Consider the following 22,791-nt stretch of genomic DNA (forward strand, 5'->3'; position numbering starts at 1 on the left):
TGAACAAGGGCGCATGAACAACAGGTTCCGGTGGCTCGTGGCGGCGGCTGGCTTTTTCGCGGCGGCGTGCGGTGGGGGATCCGGCGCGGGCGAGGCGGGAGGGTCCGGCGAGGCGGGACCGTCGGCCGATGCGGCCGCGGTGCGGGCGGAGATCGAGGCCGTGACCCGCCGCTGGGAGGCCTCGCTGATCGCGGGCACGCCGGAAGCGGCGGTAGCGGAAGTGTTCACACCGAACGCTGTGCGGCTGCCGTCCGGCGCTGCGGCGGTAAGGGGGCACGAGGCGATCGGCCGCGCGCTCGAAGGCTCCGCCCCCCTCCTCGAGGCCCGGTTCACGATCGACGATGTCGAGGTGGACGGAAGCCTGGCGTTCGCGAACGGGACGTACCGCGTGCGAGGTCCCGATGGCACCGAGCTGAGCGGAAAGTTCCTCGAGGTGTGGAAGCAGACCGCGGATGGCTGGCGCATCCACCGGGTGATGTGGGATTAGCGCAAGCGTTCGATCGGGCGAAGCAACGTCCCGCGGGAACGTCCCTGACCGAGGAACCCAGTAAAGACGGGCGTTTCGCGACGCGAAGCCGGCTGGGCGCACTGACAACTCTGCGGGAGATACGGACGCGATGAAGAAGACGGGAAGGGCGCCCTCCACGGACGCCGTACACGCGGGGCAGCAGGAGCCGCGGCCCGAGGGGGCCATCGTCACGCCGATCTACCAGACGGCCAACTATGTGCTTCGCGGCGAGGACTATCACGACATCGGGTACATTCGGCTCAGCACGACGCCGAACCATCGCGTGCTGGGAGCGCGTATCGCCACACTCGAAGGGACGGAGGCGGCACTCGTCCTCGCCAGCGGGATGGCGGCGATCTCGGGGTCGCTGCTCACCGTTCTGTCGGCGGGGGATCACGCGCTCGTGCAGGACACGCTGTACGGCGGCACGGCCAGCTTCCTCCAGCAGGACCTGCCGCGGTTCGGGGTTACGCATACGGTGATCGATCCGCAGGACCCGTCGAGTTGGGCCGCGCAGTTGAGGCCAACCACGCGGGCGATGTACGTGGAGACGCTCACGAATCCGCTCGTGCAGGTCGCGGATCTCGAGGCGGTGGTGGCCTTCGCGCGCGAGCACGGGCTGGTGACGATGATCGACAACACGTTCGCGAGTCCGGTCAACTTCAGGCCCGCCGAAATCGGCTTCGATCTCGTGCTCGAGAGCTGCACGAAGTACATGAACGGACACAGCGACATCGTGGCCGGGAGCGTGGCCGGCCGGGCCGAACTGGTGCGCCGCGTGAAGGTCATGCACGACCACCTGGGCGGGGCGCTCGACCCGCACGCGGCGTTCCTGCTCGAGCGGGGTCTCAAGACGCTGAGCGTGCGGGTCCGTGAGCAGAACGCGTCGGCCGGGCGGCTGGCCTCGCTGCTCGAAGCCCACCCCGCGGTGTCGGTCGTGCACTATCCGGGGCTGGAGAGCCACGCCCAGCACGGGCGTGCCGCGCGCCTGTTCGACGGCTTCGGCGGGATGATGTCGTTTGAACTCGCGGGCGGGGTCGACGCGGCCGAGGCCTTCATAGCCGCGTTGACGATCCCGACGGTCGCGGCCAGTCTCGGCGGCCCGGAGTCGCTCGTCGTGCGGCCCGCCGCCGCCATCCACGCGGGCATGTCCGCCGAGGAGCGGGCCAAGGCCGGCATCAGGGACGCTCTCATCCGCTTCTCCACCGGACTGGAGGGCACGGAGGATCTGGCCGCTGACCTCACCGCGGCACTGGCGAGCCTGCCACTTGCGGTCGCGGGTCTCACCGCGTGAAGTCCCCCGGCCTGCCGGAAATCGAGGCGGCGCGCGAGCGGGTCTACGTGGCCGCGCTCCGCTCCCCGCTCGTCCGCCTCGGCGTCGACGAGGGGCCCGAGATCTGGCTCAAGCTGGAGAACCTGCAGCCGATCGGTTCGTTCAAGATCCGTGGCGCGGCGAACGCGATCGGCCTGATTCCGCCCGAGGAGTTGGCGGCGGGCGTGTGGACGGCGAGTGCGGGCAACATGGCGCAGGGCGTCGCCTGGAACGCCCGGCGGCTGGGCGTCCCGTGCTCGGTCGTCGTGCCGGAGACGGCGCCGCGACTCAAGCTGGACGCGATCGCCCGGCTCGGCGCCACGGCGGTGAAGACCTCGGTCGCCTCGTGGTTCGAGGTCTTCCGCACGCAGCGCTTCGAGGGGATGACGGGGCGCTTCGTGCACGCGTTCATGGACCGCGACGTGATGGCGGGCAACGGCACGATCGCGCTGGAGCTGATGGAGGACCTCCCGAACGTGGACGCCGTCATCGTGCCGTTCGGGGGCGGCGGGCTGGCGTGCGGCATCGCGGCCGGCCTGCGCGCCCTCGCACCCGATGTTCCCGTGTACGCCTCGGAGGTCGTCGGCCAGGCCCCGTTCGCGGAATCGCTGCGCGCGGGCCGGGCCGTCTCGATCCCGTATACGCCGTCCTTCGTGGACGGTATCGGGGGACCGCACGTCGAGCCGACCATGTGGGAACTGGCCGAGGATCTCCTCGCCGGATCGGTCGAGATCACGCTCGCGGACACCGCCCGCGCGGTCCGGCGGCTCGCGACCCGCAACCGCGTCGTGGCCGAGGGCGCCGGCGCTTCCTCGGTCGCGGCGGCCCTGTCGGGCGCCGTCAGGGGGGACAAAATTGTCTGCATCGTGTCGGGGGGGAATCTGGATCCGTCCAGCCTGGTGACCATCCTCGAGGGTGGAGTGCCCTGAATCAGGTCGAGAGACGTGACGCCTGAGTGCTCGCGCATGCGGTATGCGCTCATTATGATAGCGTCACTATGATAGCGTCGCTCTGATAGCGTCACTGAGATCCAGAGGCGGGAGACCAGGATGGGAAGCCTGACGATACGGAACCTGGACGACACGGTAATCGCCCGGCTGAAGGCGCAGGCGAGGGAAAACGAACGTTCCCTCGAGGGCGAAGTCCGTCACGTGCTCAAGCGAGAAGTGTCGAGACCTCGCCGCGCGGCCGAGTTCTTCGCACGGGCCGATGCCTTGGCGGCGACGACGGTCGACGCCAGGCAGAGCGACAGTACCGCTCTGGTCAGGGAAGACCGCGTTCGGTGAGAGTCACGGTCGACGCCAGCGTCGCCGTGAAGTGGTTTGTGGCGGAGGAAGGACGCCACGAAGCACTGAAGGTGGCGGGTGCCCGGATCGAGCGGCACGCACCGGACCTCGTGTTGCCCGAGTGCGCCAACGTGGTCTGGAAGAAGAGCCGTCGCGGAGAGGTTCGTTCAATTGAATCCTTCATTCACGAGATCTCCAGACTGTCGGAGGTTCCTGGTTCTTCACCCCGGCGCGGAACTGGTGCGGGATGCGACCATGATCGCCGTTCAAGCCGGACACTCGGTGTACGACTGCTTCTACATCGCATGCGCAAAGCAGACGGACTCGATCCTCGTCACGGCGGATCGCCGACTGGCAGAGATCGTACCGCGATGGGCCCCCTCCGTGACGGCCGTTACCCTCGAAGACGGGGACGGGATGGCCGCGATCGAAGCCGCCGGCGTTCGGCTGATCATTAGCCCGGAAAGCGTCGGCGAACTGATCCAGGCGTGGGACCCGTCTTGCAGCGACGGAAAAAAGCCTTCTGGAGGACACCTTCGCAGGGGAATCGACCGCAGGGGTTCGGATCATCACGCCGGAACACGGCGGGATGGTCGAGAACCTTCGTCCGGACATCGCCTACGTACCGGAGGCTGTCTGCGGCTGATTCGGACTCTGGAGCACGAGGAGCGCGTGGATCTGCTGGTCCTCGGCTGGCTCGGAAGGGACGAACGGATGACGCGGCGGAGGCTCCTCGATCACGCAATCCGTATGGTGGACCAGTTGAGCGTTCACTACATCGCGTATCTGGGTGCGCACTGGCGCGCCGGCCAGGCGCGGGTGGCCGGGCAGGAACCGACGTAGTGGCGGACAACAGCAGCGGAGGGCGAGACGCATGACCGACCCGCCCGTATCCGGTCCCCCGATGAAGCTCACCGCCTCCCAGGTCTCGCTCGTCCTGAAGCGAGCGGCCGAGATCGACGCCCGAGGCGACTCGCTGAGCGTCGAGGAGTTGGAGCGCATCGCGGCCGAGGCGGGGATCGATCCGCGGGCGACGCGAACGGCGATCGCGGAATTGATCGCGGAGGAGATGCCCGCCCCCGTCCCCACCCCCGAGCCCCGACCTCCGGCCGTCACCACGGCTCGCGACGGCAACCCGGCATCTCCCTCTCCCGGGCGTATCCTCACGGGCGGAGCGGTCGGGCTGGCCTTCGGGTTCCTCTTCGCGCTTTCATTAGGGAGCGCCATCGTGGGATCCGGCGCCACGGTCATCTACCTCATACTGCGTGCCGTGCAGGGCATGAAGCGCGGCAGCCAGCTCGACTTCCAGCTCCAGAACTTCACCCTCTGGTTCATGGCGACGCTGATAGTCTCGGCCGCGCATGGGTTCGAAGGGTTAATGTTGACCTTGCTCGGCTGGATCCTCACCTCGATCGTCGGCGGACTCCTCGTCCGCTTCGGGCCCCGGGAAGAGACGACGGAGGAAGACGTCCCACAGATCGAGTCCGGAGGGCGATGACGCATGAATGACGCACCGATGAAGCTCACCACCTCGCAGGTCTCCCTCATTCTCCAGCGCGCGGCCGAGATCGACGCCCGGGGCGACACGCTGAGCATCGACGAGTTGGAGCGCATCGCGGCCGAGGCGGGGATCGATGCCCGCGCGACGAGAACGGCGATCGCGGAATTCGTCGCGGAGGAGATGCCCGTCCCGTCCCCCGCCCCCGAGTCCGGACCACCAGCGGTTCCTGCGGTTCGCGTCGCCAAATCGCACTCGCCTTCTCCCGTGCGCATCGCTGTGGGTGGGGCCGTCGGAGTCGCCGGCGGCTTTCTCATGACGCACGCGGAGACCGGGGCGGCGCTGGGCTTGGGCGGCACGGTCATCTATCTCATGCTGCGGGCGGTGCAGAGCATGAGACGTGGTCGCCAGCTTGACTTCCAGCTCCAGAACTTCGCCGTCTGGTTCGGGGCGACGATGGGAGGCCTGGCCACCGACCTCTTTCGTCCGGAGGAGTTCATCGGACCGTTGTTTATCGTCTGGATCCTTACCTCGATCATCGGCGCACTGCTCGTCCAGTTCGGACCCCGCGACGAGGATCCGGAAGACGGGGCCCCCATCGACGCCGTAGGTCGCTGAAGTGCCCCTTCTTCGCAGGTCTGTCGGGCTCTGGATCGGGCTGACCGTCTGGGCGGCGGCGTGCGGCGCCCCGGCCGACGATCCGGCGGGTGAAGGGATACCGCCCGGCGCGGCCGCCGCCGAACGGGCGCCCGCGCTTCTGGGGGCCCTGCTCGACTCCGCCTGGGCCCGCGATCTCGAGACGAGCCCCATCATCCGCCTGCGCGAGGGGCTCGATGTGGAGCGGCTCCCCAACCTCGGCTACGAGGAGGCGGAGGACCGGGCGGCCTTCTTCCAGCGGCAGCTGGATCGTGCCCTGGCCATCGACGGTGCGGCCCTGTCGGCCGAGGAGCGCGTCACGCTGGAGACCGTCCGCTGGCAGGCGGAGATAGCCGTCGAGGGACACCGGTACTTCTGGCTCCGGAGCGTGCTCACCCCCTATTCGAGCGTCCTCCGCAGCTACAGCCAGATCTTCCCCCTCCTCCCGCTGGAGGATGAGGAGGACCTCGACCGCTTCGTGTCGCTCGTCGAGCAGGTCCCGTCCCACGTGCGCGACCTCGAGGGCTACGTGCGGGGACAGTTCGAGCGCGACTTCATCGTCTCGAGCCAGAACCTGGCGCCCGTCATCCAGCTCGTGCGCGCCACGGCGGGGGAGGCCGAGGGCGGCCCCTTCGCGCTGCCCGCGGATCGCGCCGCCGGACTGGATCCCGACCGCGTGGCGGAAGCGAGGGCCCGCATCGGCGAGATCGTGCGCGACTCCATCAACCCCGCGCTCGAGGAACTCGCCGCCTTCCTCGAGGGGCCGTACACGGCGCGCGCGCCGGCCGGGGTCGGCCTCTCGCAGTATCCCGAAGGCCGCGACTACTACCTCTATCTGACCCGCCTCCACACGACGATGGAAGTGACGCCGGCAGAGGCGCAGGCGGCGGGGCATGAACTGCTGGCCGAGTTCCGCCGCCGCATGGCGGACATTCGCGATCGCCTCGGGTCGGAGGGGAGCGCCGAGTCGTTCCACGAGCACCTGAAGACGGACCCCCGCTACTTCCCGACCTCCCACGAGGAGGTGCGCGACCGACTGCTGGCCGCATCCACCCGTATGCTCGAGCGCATCGACGGCTACTTTTTCGGCGTCCCCGAAGCCCCGTGGGATGCGAGGCGGCTGGCGCCCGAACTCGAGCCGGCGATGGCGTACGGCTACTACTCCGCCCCCACGGCGGCCGAACCGACCGGCATCTACTACTACAACGGCTCGAACCTGGACCAACGGAGCTGGCTCGGGCTCGCGTCGATCTCGCTGCACGAGCTGATTTCCGGGCACCACTTCCAGATCGCGGGTCAGCGGGAGAGCGAGACGCTGCCGGACTACCGGCGCAACACCTCCTACACGGCCTACGCGGAGGGGTGGGGCTCCTACGCCTCCTTCCTCGGGTTCGAGGCGGGCGTGTACGAGGACCTCTACAGCGAGTACGGCTTCTACATCCTGGAGAGCTTCCTCGCGACCCGGCTCGTCGTGGATCCGGGGATGAACTACTTCGGCACGACCCGAGAGGAGGCGCGCCAGTTCATGCGCGAGAACACGCTCGAATCGGAGACCCGGATCGCAACGGAATCCCTGCGCTATTCCACGGACCTGCCGGGGCAGGCGCTCGCCTATCAGATGGGGAAGCGCAAGCTGCTCGAGTTGCGGGCCCGGGCCGAGGACGCGCTCGGCGACGGGTTCGACATCCGGGGCTTCCACGATGTCGTGCTCCGGAACGGGTCCGTGCCGATGGTCGTGCTTGAGGGGCAGGTCGACGCCTGGATCGACGCGGAGGGAGGCGGGAGATGACGACGCGGACGATGAAGACACGGACGCCGACGACACGGGCGCTGGCGGTGGCCGGCGCCCTCGCGCTCGTGACCGGGGTCGGGGCCGGCCGGGCCGAGGCCCAGACGCCGGGTTCGGTGCCGACGCCGGGTTCGGTGCTGGGGCACGCCGTCGGGGCGGATTTCCGGCTCGCGACGTACGAGACATCGATCGAGTACTTCGAGAGGCTGGCCGCTGCGACCGACCGTCTGGAGCTGCGCGAGGTGGGGCGTTCGTCGTTCGGGCGGCCGGTCTACCTGGCGCTGATCTCGAGCGCGGAGAACCTCGCGAACCTGGATCGCCACCGGGAGATCGCACAGCGGCTCGCGCATCCCCGCGGCCTGACCGACGGGGAAGCGCAGCGCCTTGCCGCCGAAGGGAGGGCGCTGGTCTGGATCGACGGCGGGCTGCACGCATCGGAGGTGGCGCACGCGCAGCATACGATCCAGCTCGCGTACGACCTGGTGACGGGCGACGCGGACCCCGAGATCGCCGCCATCCTCGACGACGTCATCCTCCTCCTCTGGCCCTCGATCAACCCGGACGGCCAGACGATGATCGCGGACTGGTACCACTCGAACGTGGGCACGCCGTACGAGGTCGCGTCCGCCCCCTTCCTCTACCAGAAATACATCGGGCACGACAACAACCGGGACGGCTACATGATCAACCAGATCGAGTCCCGGTACACGACCCGCGTGGCGCGCGAGTGGGAGCCGCACATCCTCTACAACCACCACCAGAGTTCGCCCTTCCCGACCCGGATCTGGATCCCGCCCTTCGCCGAGCCGATCTCGCCGCACGTGCATCCGCTCATGTGGCGCATGGTGAACCTGATCGGGATGGCGATGTCGCAGGCGCTCGAGGAGCGGGGCCAGCGCGGCGCGACTCACATGGGCACCGGGTTCGACAACTGGTATCCGGGGTTCATGGACCACGCGCACAACTTCCACAACGTCGTGTCGTTCCTCACCGAGACGGCGCTGTACCGGTACGCGACGCCGGGGTTCTACACGATCGGGGACTTCCCGCCCTCGGAGCGGGACCTGCGGCCGGAGTCGCTCTACTCCAGTCCGTGGGAGGGCGGGTGGTGGCGGCTGCGCGACGCCGTCGACTACATGCTCACGGCGTCGATCTCGGTGCTCGACGTGGCGGCGAAGTACCGGACGGACCTCCTCTACAACCGCTACCAGGCGGGCCGGGACATCATCGCGCAGTACGAAGGGGGGCCGCCCTACGCGTACTTCGTGCCGCAGGATCAGCGCGATCCGGTTGCGGCGGTGGAGTTGCTGCGCCGGCTCGCCTTCAACGGGATCGAGATCGACCAGCTTGAGCGGGCGGCGAGCCACCAGGGTTTGGACCATCCGGCGGGGACGTGGGTCATCCGCATGGACCAGGAGTTCGCCCACTTCGTGCGCCAGTTGTTCGTCATCCAGGACTATCCGGATCTGCGCGAGTACCCGGAGGGTCCGCCCGACCAGCCGTACGACGTGTCGGGGTGGACGCTGCCGCTGCAGATGGGCGTGCGCGTGATCGAGGCCGCCGCGCCGCTCGGCCCGCAGCTGCGGGAGGCGCTGCTGCCGCTGTCGGGGGAGGCGCTCGCGTGGGACGCGGAGGTGGAGGACGCGTCGCCCTTCGATTCGCCGATCGGGGTCGGGTTCGACTCGCACCGCGTGGCGGCGGCGATCCTGCCGCCGGCGGGGCGGATCACGGGCGGGGGATCGGCGCTCGTCGTCGACCCGGCCCAGAACAACGCCTTCAAGGCGATCAACCGGGCGTGGGCGGCCGGGGCCCGGGTCTCGTACCTGCCCGGTGCGGCGGGAGCGGACGAGGAGCCGGGGACCGGAGGCCGGTACGCGATCTCGGGGTTCCCGAGCGAGGCGGGGGTCGTCCGCGATCTCGGACTCCAGGCGACGCGCGGCGGTGGGGGCACGAGCCTGCGCGCCCCGAGGATCGGCCTCTATCGCCCCTGGAACGCCAGCATGGATGAGGGGTGGACGCGCTGGGTGCTCGAGCGCTACGGGTTCGATTTCGCCAGCCTCCGCAACGCGGATGTCCTCGCGGGTGACCTTTCCGACCGCTATGACGTGATCATCGTGGCGGACCTCTCGCAGGGGCAGATCCTCAACGGGTTCGCGAAGGGCTCCGTGCCGCCGCGTTACGCCGGCGGCCTCGGTCCCGGGGGCGTACGGGAACTGGACGCCTTCGTGCGGGGCGGGGGCACGCTCGTGACGCTCAACCGGAGTGCGCTGTTCGCCATCGAGGAACTGCACCTGCCCGTGCGCAACGTCGTCGCCGGGCTGAGCCGGCAGGACTACTTCCAGAGCGGCTCGATCCTCGAGATGATCGTCGACCCGTCGCACCCCGTGATGTCGGGGATGCCGGAGCGGGCGTCCGTCGTCGCCGGACAGAGTCCGGTGTTCACGACCGAGGAAGGGTTCGAGGGGCGGGTGATGGCGAAATACGAGGTGGAGGGTTCGCCGCTGCTGTCGGGATACCTGCTGGGAGCCGAACATCTCGCGGGCTACGCGGCGGCGGTCGACGTGGCGCATGGGGACGGACGCGTTGTGCTGCTCGGCATGCGGCCGCAGTGGCGCGGACAGCCGTTCGGGAACTTCCGCATCCTCTTCAACGCGGCGCTCTACGGCCGCGAACTCGCCGCCGCCGCGCCGGAGTCGGCGGAGTTCTGGACCGCCCCCAAGGAGACCGAGGACGAGACGGAGCGCGAGACGGAGCGCGAGACGGAGCGCGAGGGCGAGCCCGGGGACGGCGGACCATAGCGGCCCGGCGATTCCGACCCGGCTGGACGGGCTGGATGCTCCTCTTCCTCCTCGCGACCGCGGCGGTGCTCGCCGCGTGGGCCTTCTGGTGGGAACCCGGACGGCTCGTCCTGAACGAGATCGAGCTTGAGGTGCCGGGGTGGCCGGAGGGCGAGGAGACGCGCATCGCGCTCATCGCCGACCTGCACGTCGGATCTCCCAGAAACGGCCGCGAGAAGCTCCGGCGCGTGGTCCGGCGCGTGAACGAGACTCTTCCGGATCTGGTGCTCATCGCGGGGGACCTGACGATCGACAACGTGCTCGGGGGCGGCTTCGTCCCGCCCGAGGAGATCGCCGAGGACCTCGCCGCGCTGGACGCGCGCTACGGCGTGTTCGCGGTGCTCGGGAACCATGATCGGTGGCTGTCGGCCGGGCGGGTGGAGGAGGCGCTGACCGGCGTCGGGATCACGGTGCTCGACAACCGGGGGCAGCGCGTGCGCGTGCGGGGGCACGACACCTGGATCGCGGGCGTGGCCGACTACTGGACGGGTCATCCCTCGATAGACGACGCGCTCGAGGGCGCGGGCGCCGGCGAGCCGGTGATCCTGTTCACGCATAACCCGGATCTCTTCCCCGAGGTGCCGGCGCGTGTCTCGCTGACGCTCGCCGGACACACGCACGGCGGCCAGGTCATCATCCCCTTCGTGGGTCCCGGGATCACCCCCTCCCGCTTCGGCGCCCGTTACGCGGCGGGTCACGTGGTCGAGGACGGACGGCACCTGTTCGTGACCACGGGAGTGGGGACGAGCCGGCTCGGCGTCCGCTTCCTGGTGCCGCCCGAGGTGGTCTCGCTGAGGCTCGCGCGCTGCGAATCCTGCGAGTCGCCGCCGGAGTGACTATCATCCCGCCGAAGACGATCATGCCGCCGCCGCGATGGGCGCCGATTCCCTGAAACCGGAGTCATGCCGAACATGCGGTCTGTCCCGAAACTGCGCGTCCGGGCGATGCGACTCGCGCGCGCGAGCTGGTTTCTGGTTGTCCCGGGTCTGGTCATGCCGCTCGCCGCCGCCGCGCAGGAAGACCAGCTTCCGCCGCCGGAGGGTTGGCTCGCCCGTGCGGACCACGGGGGCGATGGAATGGACGCGGTGCGGGAGATGCCGCCCGGCTGGCACATCACGACGGGGCCGGCGGGCATCTTCTACCATCCCGGGACGACGGCGAGCGGAGACTTTCGCGTCGAGTCCACCGTGTTCCTGTTCGACCCGGAGGGGCGGAACGAGGGGTTCGGCGTCTTCTTCGGGGGCACCGACCTCGAGGGCGACGGCCAGGCCTACACCTACCTCCTCCTCCGCCAGGACGGGAGCGTGATCGTGAAGCGCCGGGATGGCGGGGAGACATCCACGCTGCTCCCGTGGACGAAGCACGATGCGGTCGTGACCTGGGCGGCGCGCGGCGATGGCGCGGCGACGGCGAAGAACGTCCTCTACGTCGAGGCGGCGGGGGACGATCTGATCTTCGGCGTGAACGATCAGGAGGTGTTTCGGATGGGTCGCGACGGGCAGCATGTGGACGGCGTCGTGGGCCTGCGGGTGAACCACGGCCTCAATCTGCATATCTCCGCTCTGGAGGTGACCCCCGTGGAGGTGAATGATGGCTGAGTCCGGCGGGGCGCGGCTGGAGGCGATCTGGCTCAAGTCGGAGAAACTCGGTCCGATGCGGCCGGTGTCGGAGGCTACTCTCGTGGCGGGGGAGGGGCTGGAGGGCAACGCCGACCGCGGCGGCTATCGGCAGGTGACGCTGCTCGATGCGGGCGCCTGGGAGGTCGCGACGCGCGAGGTCGGCGTCGAGGTGAGCCCGGATGCCCGCCGGGCCAACCTGCTGGTCCGGGGCGTCGATTTCTGCGACACGGCGGACCGGGTCCTGCGGATCTCGGGCTGCCGCATCAGGATCCGCGGCGAGACGCTCCCCTGCGAGCGCATGGAGGACGCGGCCGCGGGGCTGAAGGCGGCGCTGGCGCCGGACTGGCGCGGCGGCGCCTACGGCATGGTGCTCGAGGGCGGGCCGCTCGCGCTCGGCGATGCGGTGGCCTGGGAATCCTGACGGCCGGGCCGTGAGGAGATCGCGGACGGCGGCGGGGGTCCTCTCGCTCTCCGCCCTCGCCGCGGGGTGTGAACCCCCGGCTCCGGCGTCGGGGCCGCCCACCCTGGCCGGGTCGCTCTCGGTCTACCAGGCGGAACTCTTCTATCAGAAGGTCGGCCTCGGGGACCCGGTCGTCGTCGTGAACGGGGCCCCGGGGCTCGACCACTCATATCTCCGCCCCTGGCTGGGACCGCTGGCCGAGACGCACCAGGTCATCTTCTACGACCAGCGAGGGCTCGGCGCCTCGAACGCGGTGCTCGACGCGACGAGCATCTCCATGGAGCGCTACCTGACGGACATCGACCGCATCCGGGAGCGCGTCGCGGGAGAGGAGCAGTTCACGCTGCTCGCGCATTCCTGGGGCGCGATCCCCGCGCTCCTGTATGCGCTCGAGCGGCCGGAGCGGCTCACGGGCCTCATCCTCGTCTCGCCCGTGGAGCCGGGCAGCCGCTTCCGGGATCAGACGGACGGGAACCAGTTCGCGCGGCGGGATTCGGGGGATGTGGCGGCGCTCGATTCGATCCGGCGGACGCCGGCGTTCGCGGCCCGGGACACGGCGGCCATGAACCGGATCTTCTTCCACGTCTTCCGCGGCACCTTCGCCGACGCGGGCGTGGCGGACAGCCTGCTGCGCCTCTCTCTCCACGAGCGGACGGCGCGCCGGGGCCAACAGGTCGCGGCGCTCCTCATGGCGCCGCTGCGGGGGCTCGACTTCTGGGACCGTCTCGGGGATGTCGCCGTCCCCGTGCTCATCGTGCACGGCGCCGAGGACCCGATCCCGGTCGAGATGGTGGAGGCGATGAACGAGGCCCTGCCGGACAGCCGTCTCGCGCGCATCGCGGGCTCGGGGCACTTCCCCTTCATCGAGCAGCCGGCGCGGTTCTGGCCGGCGATCCGGGACTTTCTGGGCGCACGGGGGGAGGGCGGTCCGTGACTTCGGGCGACGAGCCCGGTCCGGCAGACGATCCGGCCCGGCTGCTCGACGCGCTCTCCCGCATCAACGCCGCGCGACGGGAGCCGGTGTACAGTCCGGCCCGCGTGGGCGGCCTCCTCGAGGGATTCGAGAAACTCGTGGCGACGCTGCCGGGGGGGGATCGCGATCCGGTGGGCGCGGCCTCCCTCGCCGAACTCGAGGCCCTCCTGAGCGGGGAAGGCGCGGGGGACGCCGTGACGGAACTGCGCCGCTATCTCGAGCCGGTCCTCGACCGGCTCATGCAAGAACTCCTCGACCACCCGGAGCGGCGCCTCGCGGCGTACGGATCGCTTCTTCCCGGGGAAGACAACCAGCATCACGTGGCGACGCTGGTGGGGAGATGGGTCCCGGGGACGGTCGAAGGCACGCTCATCGACCGAGGGTGGGCGGCGCGGCAGGGCTATCCCGGCTTCGTGCCCCGGGCTTCGGGCGCTCGCGTGGCCGTGAAGGTGTTCGAGAGTCTCGCGCTGCCCGAGGCCTGGGGGCGGCTGGATGCGTTCGAGGGAGCGTCCTACCGCAGGATTCTCATCCCGGTCGAAACGGAGTCGGGCCGGGTCGTATGCAACATCTACGAGTGGATCGGTCGCCTGGATTGAGGGTGCGCGTTACTCCTCGGCCTTGATCTCGTCCCACACCGCGTCCAGCGTTTCGAGGTCGGCGCCCCGCCACGCGATGCCGCGCGCCTCCGCGACCTCGATCATGCGCCGGCAGCGGCGCTCGAACTTCTCGATCGCGCCCAGGAGGGCGTTGGCGGGATGGGCTCCGGCGAGCCGGGACGCGTTCACGACCGCGAACAGGAGGTCCCCGACCTCGTCGACGACGCGGGCCCCCGCCTCTCCGATGCGGCGCGGCCGCGGGCGGGCGTCCGACGTACGGGCGGCGCGCTCGAGTTCGGCCGCCTCCTCCCGCACCTTCTCCAGGGGCCCCGCCAGGTCGGGCCAGTCGAAGCCGAGCGCCGCCATCCGCTCCTGAACCCGCGCGGCACGGCTGAGCGGATCCAGCCCCGCGGAGACCCCGGCGAAGGGGTCCGTCCCCGCCGACGCCGCGGATTCCGGCCCGCCCCTCGCCTCGGTCCTGGCCTGGCGCTCCGCGGCCTTCAGCGACTCCCAGTCCGGCGGCGCCTCGGCATCGCCGTACACGTGCGGGTGCCGCGCTTCCATCTTCGCCTCGAGCGCCTCGACGACGCCGCCGGCCCCGAAGGCGCCGCGCTCCTCGGCGAGGACGATCTGGAAGGCCACGTTGAGGAGCAGATCGCCGAGTTCGCCCGCGAGGCCCTCGTCGTCGTGGCTCCGGATCGCGTCGGCGACTTCGTGGGCCTCCTCGAGGAGGTAGGGGCGCAGCGTCTCCGGGGTCTGCTTCGCGTCCCAGGGACAGTGCACGCGGAGGAAGCGAACGAGCGCGAGGGCGCGGCCCAGGGCTTCGTCTCCCTCGCGCGCCCGCTCCGCATGCAGGCGTTCGGCATCGGTATCGACAGGTTCTGCGTTCATGGCACGGTTCATGGCGCGGGGAAGCTAGGCTCGATAGGGTGGCAACTCCAGTTCGACGAGCGATTCCCCGATCTCGCAGGCGCCCCTTGACCCGCAGTCCCGCAGACCCCGCGTGCCGAGCCTGGCTGGAGGTCGATCTGGCCGGGCTGACGCGCAACGCGGAGCGCGTGGCCGATCACGTGGCGCCCGCCCGCCTCGTGCCCATGGTCAAGGCCGACGCCTACGGTCTGGGTGCGATCGTGGTCGCCCGCACGCTGGACCCGCTGGAACCGTACGCCTTCGGGGTCGCCACCCCGCGAGAGGGAGCCGAACTCCGGCGCGGCGGGATCGAGCGACGGATCGTCGTGTTCGCGCCCTCGGCCGCCGCCGAGGCTTCCGAACTCCTCGAGGCGGGACTCGACGGCGCGGCGCTCAGCCTCGACTCGCTCCGGAGACTCGCGGCCCGGGCGCGGGCGGAGGCGGGACGGATCGCGGTGCATCTGGAAGTCGACACCGGAATGGGGCGAGCGGGGCTTCCCGCGGCCGCGGCCGCCGACTGGGCGCCCGAGGTCGCGTCCGTCCTCTCCGGGGGCGGGGTCTCGCTCGCCAGCGTCTACACGCACTTCCATTCCGCGGGGACGGACGCCGCGGTCACGCGCGGGCAACTGGCGCGCCTCCGGGCCGCGGTCACGCGCCTCGAGGCGGCGGGCGTCGACATCCCTCTCCTGCACGCGGCCAACAGCGATGCGGCGATGGGGGATCGGCAGTATCATCTGGATCTCGTCAGAGCGGGGATCTACCTGTACGGCGGAAGACGGGGGACGGGGATCGCCGGGGCGCCGGCGGATCCGGAAGGCGTCGCGCGGGTACGCGCCCGGGTGCTGGAGGTCCGTGACCTGGCGCCGGGATCGACCGTCAGCTACGGAGCGAAGTACACCACGAGCGGCGCCGAACGCCTCGCCACGCTCGGGATCGGTTACGCCGACGGTCTGGCGTGGCGTCTCTCGAACCGCGGGCGAGCGCTCGTCCGCGGGGTCCGGGTGCCGATCCGGGGCGGGGTCTGCATGGATGTGACCTCGGTAGACGTTTCTGAGGTGTCGGGTGTCGAACCGTCCGACGTGGTCACGCTGCTGGGCCGGGACGCGACGGAGGAGATCACCCTGGCGGAGGTCGCCGACACCGCCGGTACGATCGAGTATGAAGTGCTGACGGCGATCGGTCGCCGCCTGCCCCGCTGCTACGTGGGCGGGCCGGACCACGCCGCTGAAGGGAGCCGATGACGGAGACGCGCGCGCAGGATGGAGTCACGCTCTCGTGGGAAGATCTCGCCGCCGAAGCGAGGTCTGCCCGCGAGCGAGCGCACGCCCCGTATTCGCGTTTCGCGGTCGGGGCCGCCCTCGAGGCCGCGGACGGGCGAGTGTTCGTGGGGTGCAATGTCGAGTGCGCCTCCTATCCGGTCGGGACGTGCGCGGAACGGGTCGCGCTGGGCCACGCGGTCGTCTCGGGAGCCCGGTCCTTCGCCCGCATCGTGGTGGCGTCCGGCGGAGCGGTCCCGGCGTCGCCGTGCGGTATGTGCCGCCAGGCGCTCGCCGAGTTCGGCCTGGAACTCGAGGTCATGAGCGTGGGCGGGAACGGGGTGGCGACGACCTGGCGGCTGCGGGACCTCCTGCCGGCCCACTTCGGCCCGCGGCAGCTCGGTCTTGCGCCGGGGTCCCCTTCGTGAACCCTTCGCCCGGTCGATTCGCCGCGGCGCTCCGGCTCGGGATCGTGGCGCTCGGGACGCTCGCCGTGCTCGCCGCGTGTACGGAGGACCCGCTCTCGCTCGGTCCCGGCGAGGTCCCGGGGGCGGGCACGCAGACGAGGGATGTGACGGTTTCCGTGGCGGAGCTGGGGACGTGGCGGGACACGACCGTGACCGGCTTCGCGCTGCCCTCGAACGCGCCGTTCGTCTCCGTGTCGAACGGGCCGCTCGTGGCGAGTCGCGCGTTCGCCCGCTTCAACGTTCCGGACACCATCCGTACGCTGGGCGACACGCTGCCGGTCGCCACCTTCGAGGAAGTGGAACTGCTCGTGCGGATCGACACCGTCAGCTCCGAGTTCGGCGGCTTTCCGCTGACGCTGCGGCTGCTCGCTCTGGAGCAGCGTTTCGATCCGGACTCCGCGACCTGGCGGCGGGCCTCGACGGGTGTGCCCTGGGAGGAGCCGGGCGGCGATCTGGGCGTCGAGATCGCGTCGGGCGTGCTGGAGGCGGTCTCCGACACCCTCCTCATGTCGGTCGCCGTGGCGGAGGACTCGCTGATGAAGGCGTGGCAGGACGAGGACGGAGGAAACGGATTCGCCCTCGTGGTGGAGGGTCCGGAGACGAGCCTCCGGGTCAGCCGGATCGTCCTCCGGTATGATCCGACGCTCGTCGGACGGCAGCTCCCCGTTCCCCAGGTGCAGCAGTGGGACGAGCGCACCTTCATCCTCGATCCGCCGCTACCGCCGACGGGCTCCGAACTGCGCATCGGGGGGCTCCCCGCGTCGCGGATCTACTTCGAGTTCGCCCCGCCGGAGAGCCTCGGCGGGACGTCGCTCGAAGGGGTCACGATCAGCCAGGCCGAGGTCATCCTGTATCCACTCGCCGCTCCCGAGGTCCATGCCGCCGAACGGGCGATCGAGGCGCGAAGGGTCAGCCTGCTCGGCGACCCCTTCGAGCGGGGCGCGAAGACGCCGATCGGCGGCGCAGATCTGCAGGGGACGCGGCTCCACCCGGACCTCCTGGCCAGCGGGGAACCGGTCCGGATGAATCTCACCTTCCTCGTGGCGCGGGCCGTGGCCGGCTCGGAAGACCGCATCCGGATCGGTTTTCGCGGGGACCCGGACGCCCAGGTGCTGGGCTACTGGGAGTTCGGCTCTGCCGAATCGCCGCCGGAGTTCCAGCCGCGGCTCCGGCTCGTGTTCAGCGCCGCCCCGAAGTTCGGCGTGCCGTGATGCGCGGCGCACGCCGGTTCGGGACCTGCCTCGTGCTTGCCGCGCTCCTGGCGCCGCCGCTCGCGGCGCAGGCGCCGCTCACGTCGATCGGCCTCGGCTATCCGGTCGCCCCGGTGGACGGCCGGGCGGCGGCCCTCGGCGGGTCCGGCACGGGGCTGCTCGGCGGATCGTTCACGCTCGGGAACCCGGCCGACCTCCTTCTCCACGAGGAGCCGGGATTCTCGCTGTCGCTCTCGGGCGAGGGCGTCACGGTAGAGGGTGATGGGACGTCCGTCGACACGGGCCGGGAGCGCTTCACCACGATTCGCGCGCTGGTGCCGTTCAACGGCTGGGCGGTCGGCATCGCCTTCGGCGGCGAGTTGGACCAGGACTGGTCGAACATCTTCCAGGATACGCTGCGACTGCACGACGGCGCGGTCCCGTACGAGGAGACGCGGGAGCACAACGGCGGGATCAGCAGCATCGACCTTTCCCTCGCGCGCCAGGTGGGGCCGTTCGGGGTCGGGATCGCGGCGCAGCGGCTGACGGGGGCGCTGCGGCAGTCGTTCTTCCGCGGGTTCGCTGATCCGACCGGCGGCGCCCCCGCGCTCCTGGACATCGCGGGGGCCCGGGAGCTGTCCTGGCGTGCGTGGCGCTTCAAGGCGGGCGGGTCCGTCCGGGTGTCCGACCGGGTGGTCGTCGGGGCGGGGTACGGGCAGGGCGGGACGCTGTACGCGACCGTCGAGGGCTCCGATCGTCCGGACGCGGAGTTCGACCTGCCCGCGTCGCTCGAACTCGGGGGAAGCGTGCGCGTGACGAGCGAAATCCTGGTCACGGCCGGAGCCGGACGGACGTGGTGGTCGGCGGTCGAGCCGTTCGCCGGGGGCCCCGGCTCGGAGTTCACCTCGCACGATGTCGCATGGCTGGGCGGCGGGATCGAGTACGGCGGGATGTCGCTCCTGGGCGGGCGGCTGCCGGTGCGAATCGGGGCCCGCCGAACGGGCCTTCCCTTCAGTCCGGGTCCGGAAGCTCTGGACGAACGGGCGTTCACCGGCGGCTTCGGATGGGAATTCCAGGAGGGGCTCGCCGTGTTCGACTGCGCCTTTGAAACCGGTTCGCGCGGCGACGTGGCGGCGCTGGGAATCGCCGAGAGCTTCCGGCGGGTGACGCTGTCCTTCTCCCTGCGGCAACGCTAGCGTCCACGACATGAGCACGACGGTGAGCACGAGTCTCGTCAGCCTCAAGACTTCCGGCGGGCGGCGCGCCGCTCCGGCGGGCGTTCGCGGTCCGCGCCCCTTCGGCAGCCGCGTCTATATCGAGACGTACGGCTGTCAGATGAACATCAACGACACCGAGTTGATGGAGGGGCTGCTGGGGGACGAAGGGTTCGTGCGCGTGGACGGTCCCGAGCGCGCGGACGTCATCCTGGTCAACACATGCGCGATCCGGGAGCACGCCGAGCGACGCGTGCGCGGCCGCATCGGCGAACTGCAGCGCCACCGCAAGCGGCGTCCGGAACTCGTCCTCGGCGTGACGGGGTGCATGGCGCAGCGGCTCGGCCCCCGCCTCCTCGAGGAGGCGGCCGGTGTGGATCTGGTGGCCGGCCCGGACACCTATCGCGGCCTCCCGGAGCTGATCGGCTCGATCCAGGCGAATGCGATCGAGCGGGGCCAGACGCTCCTCGAACTGGACGCGGAAGAGAATTACGAGGGCGTGGCCGGCGTGCGGCAGCAGGGGGTGAGCGCGTGGATCACGGTCCAGCGCGGCTGCGATCACCGCTGCACCTTCTGCATCGTCCCCTACGTGAGGGGCGGAGAGAAGAACCGGGCGCCCGAGGCGATCCTGGCCGAGACGCGAAGGGCGGTCGCGGACGGCTTCAGCGAGGTCGTCCTCCTCGGGCAGACCGTCAACTCGTACCGGTTCGACGACCGGGATTTCGCGACGCTGCTGCGGGCGGTGAGCCGCGTGGACGGGATCCGTCGCGTGCGCTTCACCTCGCCCCACCCCAACGACGTCACGCCGGAACTGCTCGGCGTGATGGCGGAGGAACCGGCGGTGTGCCGTCAACTCCACCTGCCCGTGCAGTCGGGCTCCAACCGGGTGCTGAAGCGGATGGTGCGGCGCTACACGGCCGAAGCGTTCCTGGAGAAGGTGGAGGCGACGCGCCGGGAGGTGCCCGGGATCGCGCTCTCCACGGACGTGATCGTGGGCTTTCCCGGCGAGACGGAGGCGGACTTCGAGGCCACGCTGGAGCTGATGCGAGACGTGAGGTTCGATGACGCCTACCTGTACAGGTACTCGAGGCGCGAGGGGACGCCCGCCACGCGCTTCCCGGCGGCGGACTTCGTGCCGGACGAGGTGGGGGGCGAGCGGCTGGAGCGCCTCATCGGCGTGCACCGCGCGATCCAGCGAGAGATCAACGAGTCCGAGGTCGGGACGGTGCGCGAGGTGCTGGTCGAGCGGCCGGCGCGTTCCCCCGGGGACGTGCTGGGCCGGACGGAGCAGAACAAGGTCGTCGCCTTCCCCGGCGATCGCGGGCGAATCGGCGTCTACACGAAGGTACGGCTGACCGGGACGACGGGGGCCACGTTCATGGGTGTGCCATGCCACGGGGACGAAGGGGGCTTCCGATTCGTTACCTGACGCGCATCGTCGTCTTCGCGGTCGTCATCCTCGCGGCCTTCTGGTTCACGACCGAGAACGCGAACGAACTCGTGAACATCGATCTGGCCTTCGTACGCATCCGTGCCTCGCTGCCCCTGGTCGTGTTCGTGTCCATCCTCGGGGGCATGGGTCTCTCGGCCGCGCTCGCGTGGCGCGCCGAACGCCGCGTCCGGAGACGCGAGGCGAGCCGGGCCGCGATCGTGCGGCCCCCGGCGGACGCGATGCAGGGTCTCGGGGAGGACCCGGCGGCCCCGCGGTTCCAGGCGGAGGAGCGCGACCCGCCGCTTTGAATCCTCGTTGACGGTCGCTCCGAGCGTGGGGACGGACCCTGCGACTCGGAGGCTGATCGACGCGGTTTTCTCCCTCACCCCTGCTCCTCATGGCGCTGGCGCTGGCCGCCGGCGACGTGGCCGGGCTCGCGCTGGCGCGCGCGGACGGTGCCGTCCCTCCGGGTGCCGTCGCCGTCGGGATCGGTCTCCTCTGTGTGCTTGCGGGCCGGGCCGGGGTGCGCTCCGCCGGGGGCGATCGCCGGGGGCGCGGCGTCCCGCTGGCCGTGGCCGTCGCCCTCGCGGTCCTCGTCGGGGTGCTGGCGGGTCTGCCGCGGGGGACGGCGGCGCTCGGCGCCTGTGTGACGAAGCTGGAGGGGAACGCGCCGGCCGTGGTGGCCGGCACGGCCGCGGACGCGGTTCCGGCGCGAGAGGCGGGCCCGGGAGCCGGCCTGGTCCGGGTGTCGATCCGCGACGCCCGCATCGTCTCGGGCGGGGCGATCTGCCGCCTGGGCGCGCTGCGCGCCTTCGTGCGGCCCGGCGCGGCGCACGCGGCCGGCTCGGCGGTGCTCGCCCGGGGCACGTGGCGGAGGGCGGACCCCGGTCGGCTGCCCCGGCCGCCCGAGGCGCTCGGCTGGCTGAGCGGCGCGAGCCTCGAGGCGCGCCCCGCCGCGCACGGGGTAAGGGGCCCGCGCGGCCTCGACCGCTGGATCATCGGGTGGCGGGCGGCGCTGCTGGCGCGGCTCGACGCCCGGCTCGCGCCCCGGCACCGCGCGATCGGGAAGGCCCTCCTGCTCGCCGACCGGAGCACGCTCGATCCCGCCACGCGCGATGCGTTCGTGGGGGCGGGGATCATCCACCTGCTCGCGATCTCGGGGCTCCACGTCGGCCTCATCGGCGCGTCGCTCGCGTGGCTCATCGGCCTGCGCGTGCAGGGACCGCGGCGCCTCCTGTGGGCGGCCGCCTTCACGAGCGCCTACGTCGGCCTCATCGGCGCGCCCCCCTCGGCGGTCCGCGCCGCGCTCATGTTCTGGGGCTGGGCGCTCGCCTTCCGCAGGGCGCGGCCGGCCCGGATCGGTGACCTGGCGGCGCTGGCGGCGACGCTCGCGATCCTGGCCGATCCGCTCATCGTGACGGACCCGGGCTTTCAACTCTCGTTCGCCGGCTTCACGGGCGTGGTGTTCGGGGGGCGGGTGAGGCTCCCCCGCCCGCTCTCGGGTCGTCGCGTGAAGGCACTCGCCCGCGCGCTGGCCGTGAGCTGCGGGGCCTTCCTCGCGACGGCGCCCATCGCGGCGTTCCATTTCGAACGCATCGTGATCGCCTCGATCCCGGCCAGCGTCGTGGCGGGCGCCGTGGTGGGGCTGGCGCTGCCGGCGCTCGCGCTCACGCTGATCCTGCCGTGGGGCCTGTGGGTGCTCTTCGCCGGCGCCGCGGACGCATCGCTCGCCTGCCTGGCGGCGATCGCGTCGTTCTTCGCCGACCTGCCGCTCAGCTGGTCCGGGCCCGGCCTCGGCCCCCGCGCCTGGCTCGCCGCCGCCGGCCTCGCGGCCCTCGCGCTCGACCGGACGCGGGTGCGACGCGGCCTGGGCATCGTGGCCGTCGGCGCCGGGCTCGCGCTGGCGAGCGCCTGGCCCTCCGTCCGGTCCCTGCTCGACCGCGGCACGGCGCTCGTCTGCACGCTGGACGTGGGGCAGGGTGACGCCGCCGTGGTGCGGACCGGCGCCGGCCGCTGGCTCGTCTTCGACGCGGGCCCGGGCGGCGCGTTCGCCGCGGCCGGCACGGCATCCGGCCGCCCCGCCATGAGCGATGCGGGCGGTCGCGTGGTCGTGCCGTTCCTCCTCGCGATGGGCGCCCGCACCGTGGAGCTCTTCGCCATCTCCCATCCCCACCTCGACCACTATGGCGGCGGGGCGGCCGTCTTCGACGAACTGCGGGTGCGGCGCGTGTTCGACCCCGGCGTCCCGGAGCCCAGCGCCGCGTACCTCGCGTTCCTCGAACGGCTCGAGGAGGAGGGCGCCTCGTGGCACGCGCCCCGTGCCGGCGACCACCTGCGCATCGACGACGTGGAACTCGAGATCCTGTGGCCGGAGGAGGAGGCCGGGACCGACGCGAACGAAGGATCGCTCTCCTTCCGGCTCACCGCGCACGGCTTCCGCTACGTAAACACCGGGGACGCCGGCGAACCGGTCGAGCGGGCGATCCTCGCCCGCCTCGCGCCGGACCATCCGGAGGCCGACCTCCTCAAGCTCGGCCACCACGGGAGCCGTACCTCCACCTCACTCGAGTGGCTGCGGGCGATCGGCCCCGAGATCGCGGTCATCTCGGCCGGCAAGCAAAACCGCTACGGCCATCCGCACGCCGTCACACTGGCCCGGCTCGACTCGGCCCGGGTAGAGCGCGTCTGGCGCACGGACGTCGACGGACCCCTGTGCGTCGAGAGCGACGCGGACGGCTGGCGGATCGTCGACCCGCCCTGATGCCCGCCCCCCGGGGCGGACCCCGCCCGCGACGCGGCTTGACGGGAA

At 71.2% G+C, this 22,791-nt stretch carries 22 protein-coding genes; 21 read left to right on the forward strand and 1 reads right to left on the reverse strand.

Annotated features, from left to right (window positions below; genetic code table 11):
* The first annotated feature begins 13 nt into the window (after positions 1-13).
* The 14 genes from ACOQPP_RS00415 to ACOQPP_RS00480 all read left to right on the forward strand — a co-directional run bounded on the left by ACOQPP_RS00415 (position 14) and on the right by ACOQPP_RS00480 (position 13,514).
* Positions 14-487 (forward strand): YybH family protein, encoded by a 474-nt coding sequence (locus ACOQPP_RS00415; RefSeq protein WP_419167097.1) that lies wholly within the window; start codon positions 14-16, stop codon positions 485-487.
* 130 nt (positions 488-617) lie between these two features.
* Entirely contained in the window at positions 618-1,802 is a 1,185-nt protein-coding gene (locus ACOQPP_RS00420; protein WP_419167098.1) for a trans-sulfuration enzyme family protein, read from the forward strand.
* Complete coding sequence (locus tag ACOQPP_RS00425) at positions 1,799-2,749, forward strand: threonine ammonia-lyase (protein WP_419167099.1); 951 nt, start codon at positions 1,799-1,801, stop codon at positions 2,747-2,749. Before ACOQPP_RS00420 ends, ACOQPP_RS00425 begins: the two co-directional genes overlap by 4 nt.
* Before the next feature lie 120 nt (positions 2,750-2,869).
* Positions 2,870-3,106 carry a FitA-like ribbon-helix-helix domain-containing protein gene (locus tag ACOQPP_RS00430; protein WP_420635605.1) on the forward strand — a complete coding sequence of 79 codons (237 nt, stop codon included), beginning with the start codon at positions 2,870-2,872 and terminating at the stop codon, positions 3,104-3,106.
* Between the two features lie 78 nt (positions 3,107-3,184).
* Positions 3,185-3,949: a type II toxin-antitoxin system VapC family toxin gene (locus tag ACOQPP_RS00435; RefSeq protein ID WP_420635606.1), complete on the forward strand. Its 765-nt coding sequence runs from the start codon at positions 3,185-3,187 to the stop codon at positions 3,947-3,949.
* A 31-nt stretch (positions 3,950-3,980) separates the two neighbouring features.
* Positions 3,981-4,604 carry a hypothetical protein gene (locus tag ACOQPP_RS00440; protein ID WP_420635607.1) on the forward strand — a complete coding sequence of 208 codons (624 nt, stop codon included), beginning with the start codon at positions 3,981-3,983 and terminating at the stop codon, positions 4,602-4,604.
* Positions 4,605-4,607: 3 nt separating this feature from the next.
* Positions 4,608-5,222 (forward strand): hypothetical protein, encoded by a 615-nt coding sequence (locus ACOQPP_RS00445; protein ID WP_419167101.1) that lies wholly within the window; start codon positions 4,608-4,610, stop codon positions 5,220-5,222.
* A gap of 1 nt (position 5,223) precedes the next feature.
* Entirely contained in the window at positions 5,224-7,029 is a 1,806-nt protein-coding gene (locus ACOQPP_RS00450; RefSeq protein ID WP_420635608.1) for a DUF885 domain-containing protein, read from the forward strand.
* Positions 7,026-9,827 carry a M14 family zinc carboxypeptidase gene (locus ACOQPP_RS00455; RefSeq protein WP_420635609.1) on the forward strand — a complete coding sequence of 934 codons (2,802 nt, stop codon included), beginning with the start codon at positions 7,026-7,028 and terminating at the stop codon, positions 9,825-9,827. The genes ACOQPP_RS00450 and ACOQPP_RS00455 overlap by 4 nt, the downstream gene beginning before the upstream one ends.
* 35 nt (positions 9,828-9,862) lie before the next feature.
* Positions 9,863-10,702, forward strand: coding sequence for a metallophosphoesterase (locus ACOQPP_RS00460; RefSeq protein WP_419167104.1), 840 nt, complete (start codon positions 9,863-9,865; stop codon positions 10,700-10,702).
* 75 nt (positions 10,703-10,777) lie between these two features.
* The gene (locus tag ACOQPP_RS00465) at positions 10,778-11,464 is read left to right on the forward strand and encodes a hypothetical protein (RefSeq protein ID WP_419167105.1); all 687 of its coding nucleotides are present in this window, start codon (positions 10,778-10,780) and stop codon (positions 11,462-11,464) included.
* The gene (locus tag ACOQPP_RS00470) at positions 11,457-11,906 is read left to right on the forward strand and encodes an MOSC domain-containing protein (protein ID WP_419167106.1); all 450 of its coding nucleotides are present in this window, start codon (positions 11,457-11,459) and stop codon (positions 11,904-11,906) included. Before ACOQPP_RS00465 ends, ACOQPP_RS00470 begins: the two co-directional genes overlap by 8 nt.
* A 10-nt stretch (positions 11,907-11,916) precedes the next feature.
* On the forward strand, positions 11,917-12,879 hold the full coding sequence (locus ACOQPP_RS00475) for an alpha/beta fold hydrolase (protein WP_420635610.1): 963 nt from the start codon (positions 11,917-11,919) through the stop codon (positions 12,877-12,879).
* A complete protein-coding gene (locus ACOQPP_RS00480) occupies positions 12,876-13,514 on the forward strand; it encodes a gamma-glutamylcyclotransferase family protein (RefSeq protein WP_420635611.1) in 639 nt (212 codons plus the stop codon). The genes ACOQPP_RS00475 and ACOQPP_RS00480 overlap by 4 nt, the downstream gene beginning before the upstream one ends.
* A 9-nt stretch (positions 13,515-13,523) precedes the next feature.
* On the opposite strand, the gene mazG is transcribed toward ACOQPP_RS00480, so the two are convergent.
* The gene (gene mazG, locus ACOQPP_RS00485; RefSeq protein WP_420635612.1) at positions 13,524-14,405 is read right to left on the reverse strand and encodes a nucleoside triphosphate pyrophosphohydrolase; all 882 of its coding nucleotides are present in this window, start codon (positions 14,403-14,405) and stop codon (positions 13,524-13,526) included.
* 86 nt (positions 14,406-14,491) lie between these two features.
* Here mazG and alr point away from each other — a divergent pair, with 86 nt between their 5' ends.
* The 7 genes from alr (at position 14,492) to ACOQPP_RS00520 (ending at position 22,743) form a co-directional block, all read left to right on the forward strand.
* Positions 14,492-15,664, forward strand: coding sequence for an alanine racemase (gene alr, locus ACOQPP_RS00490; protein WP_419167110.1), 1,173 nt, complete (start codon positions 14,492-14,494; stop codon positions 15,662-15,664).
* Positions 15,661-16,107, forward strand: a complete 447-nt coding sequence (gene cdd / locus ACOQPP_RS00495) for a cytidine deaminase (protein WP_419167111.1) — start codon at positions 15,661-15,663, stop codon at positions 16,105-16,107. Before alr ends, cdd begins: the two co-directional genes overlap by 4 nt.
* On the forward strand, positions 16,104-17,357 hold the full coding sequence (locus ACOQPP_RS00500) for a hypothetical protein (protein WP_419167112.1): 1,254 nt from the start codon (positions 16,104-16,106) through the stop codon (positions 17,355-17,357). The genes cdd and ACOQPP_RS00500 overlap by 4 nt, the downstream gene beginning before the upstream one ends.
* Positions 17,357-18,532, forward strand: coding sequence for a hypothetical protein (locus ACOQPP_RS00505; RefSeq protein ID WP_420635613.1), 1,176 nt, complete (start codon positions 17,357-17,359; stop codon positions 18,530-18,532). Before ACOQPP_RS00500 ends, ACOQPP_RS00505 begins: the two co-directional genes overlap by 1 nt.
* 22 nt (positions 18,533-18,554) lie before the next feature.
* Positions 18,555-19,979 carry a tRNA (N6-isopentenyl adenosine(37)-C2)-methylthiotransferase MiaB gene (gene miaB / locus ACOQPP_RS00510; protein ID WP_419167114.1) on the forward strand — a complete coding sequence of 475 codons (1,425 nt, stop codon included), beginning with the start codon at positions 18,555-18,557 and terminating at the stop codon, positions 19,977-19,979.
* Positions 19,940-20,290 carry a hypothetical protein gene (locus ACOQPP_RS00515; RefSeq protein WP_419167115.1) on the forward strand — a complete coding sequence of 117 codons (351 nt, stop codon included), beginning with the start codon at positions 19,940-19,942 and terminating at the stop codon, positions 20,288-20,290. The genes miaB and ACOQPP_RS00515 overlap by 40 nt, the downstream gene beginning before the upstream one ends.
* 89 nt (positions 20,291-20,379) lie before the next feature.
* Positions 20,380-22,743, forward strand: coding sequence for a DNA internalization-related competence protein ComEC/Rec2 (locus ACOQPP_RS00520; RefSeq protein WP_419167116.1), 2,364 nt, complete (start codon positions 20,380-20,382; stop codon positions 22,741-22,743).
* The last annotated feature ends 48 nt before the right edge of the window (positions 22,744-22,791 follow it).

The sequence above is a fragment of the Candidatus Palauibacter sp. genome (genome assembly GCF_965222475.1).
Taxonomy (GTDB): Bacteria; Gemmatimonadota; Gemmatimonadetes; order Palauibacterales; family Palauibacteraceae; genus Palauibacter.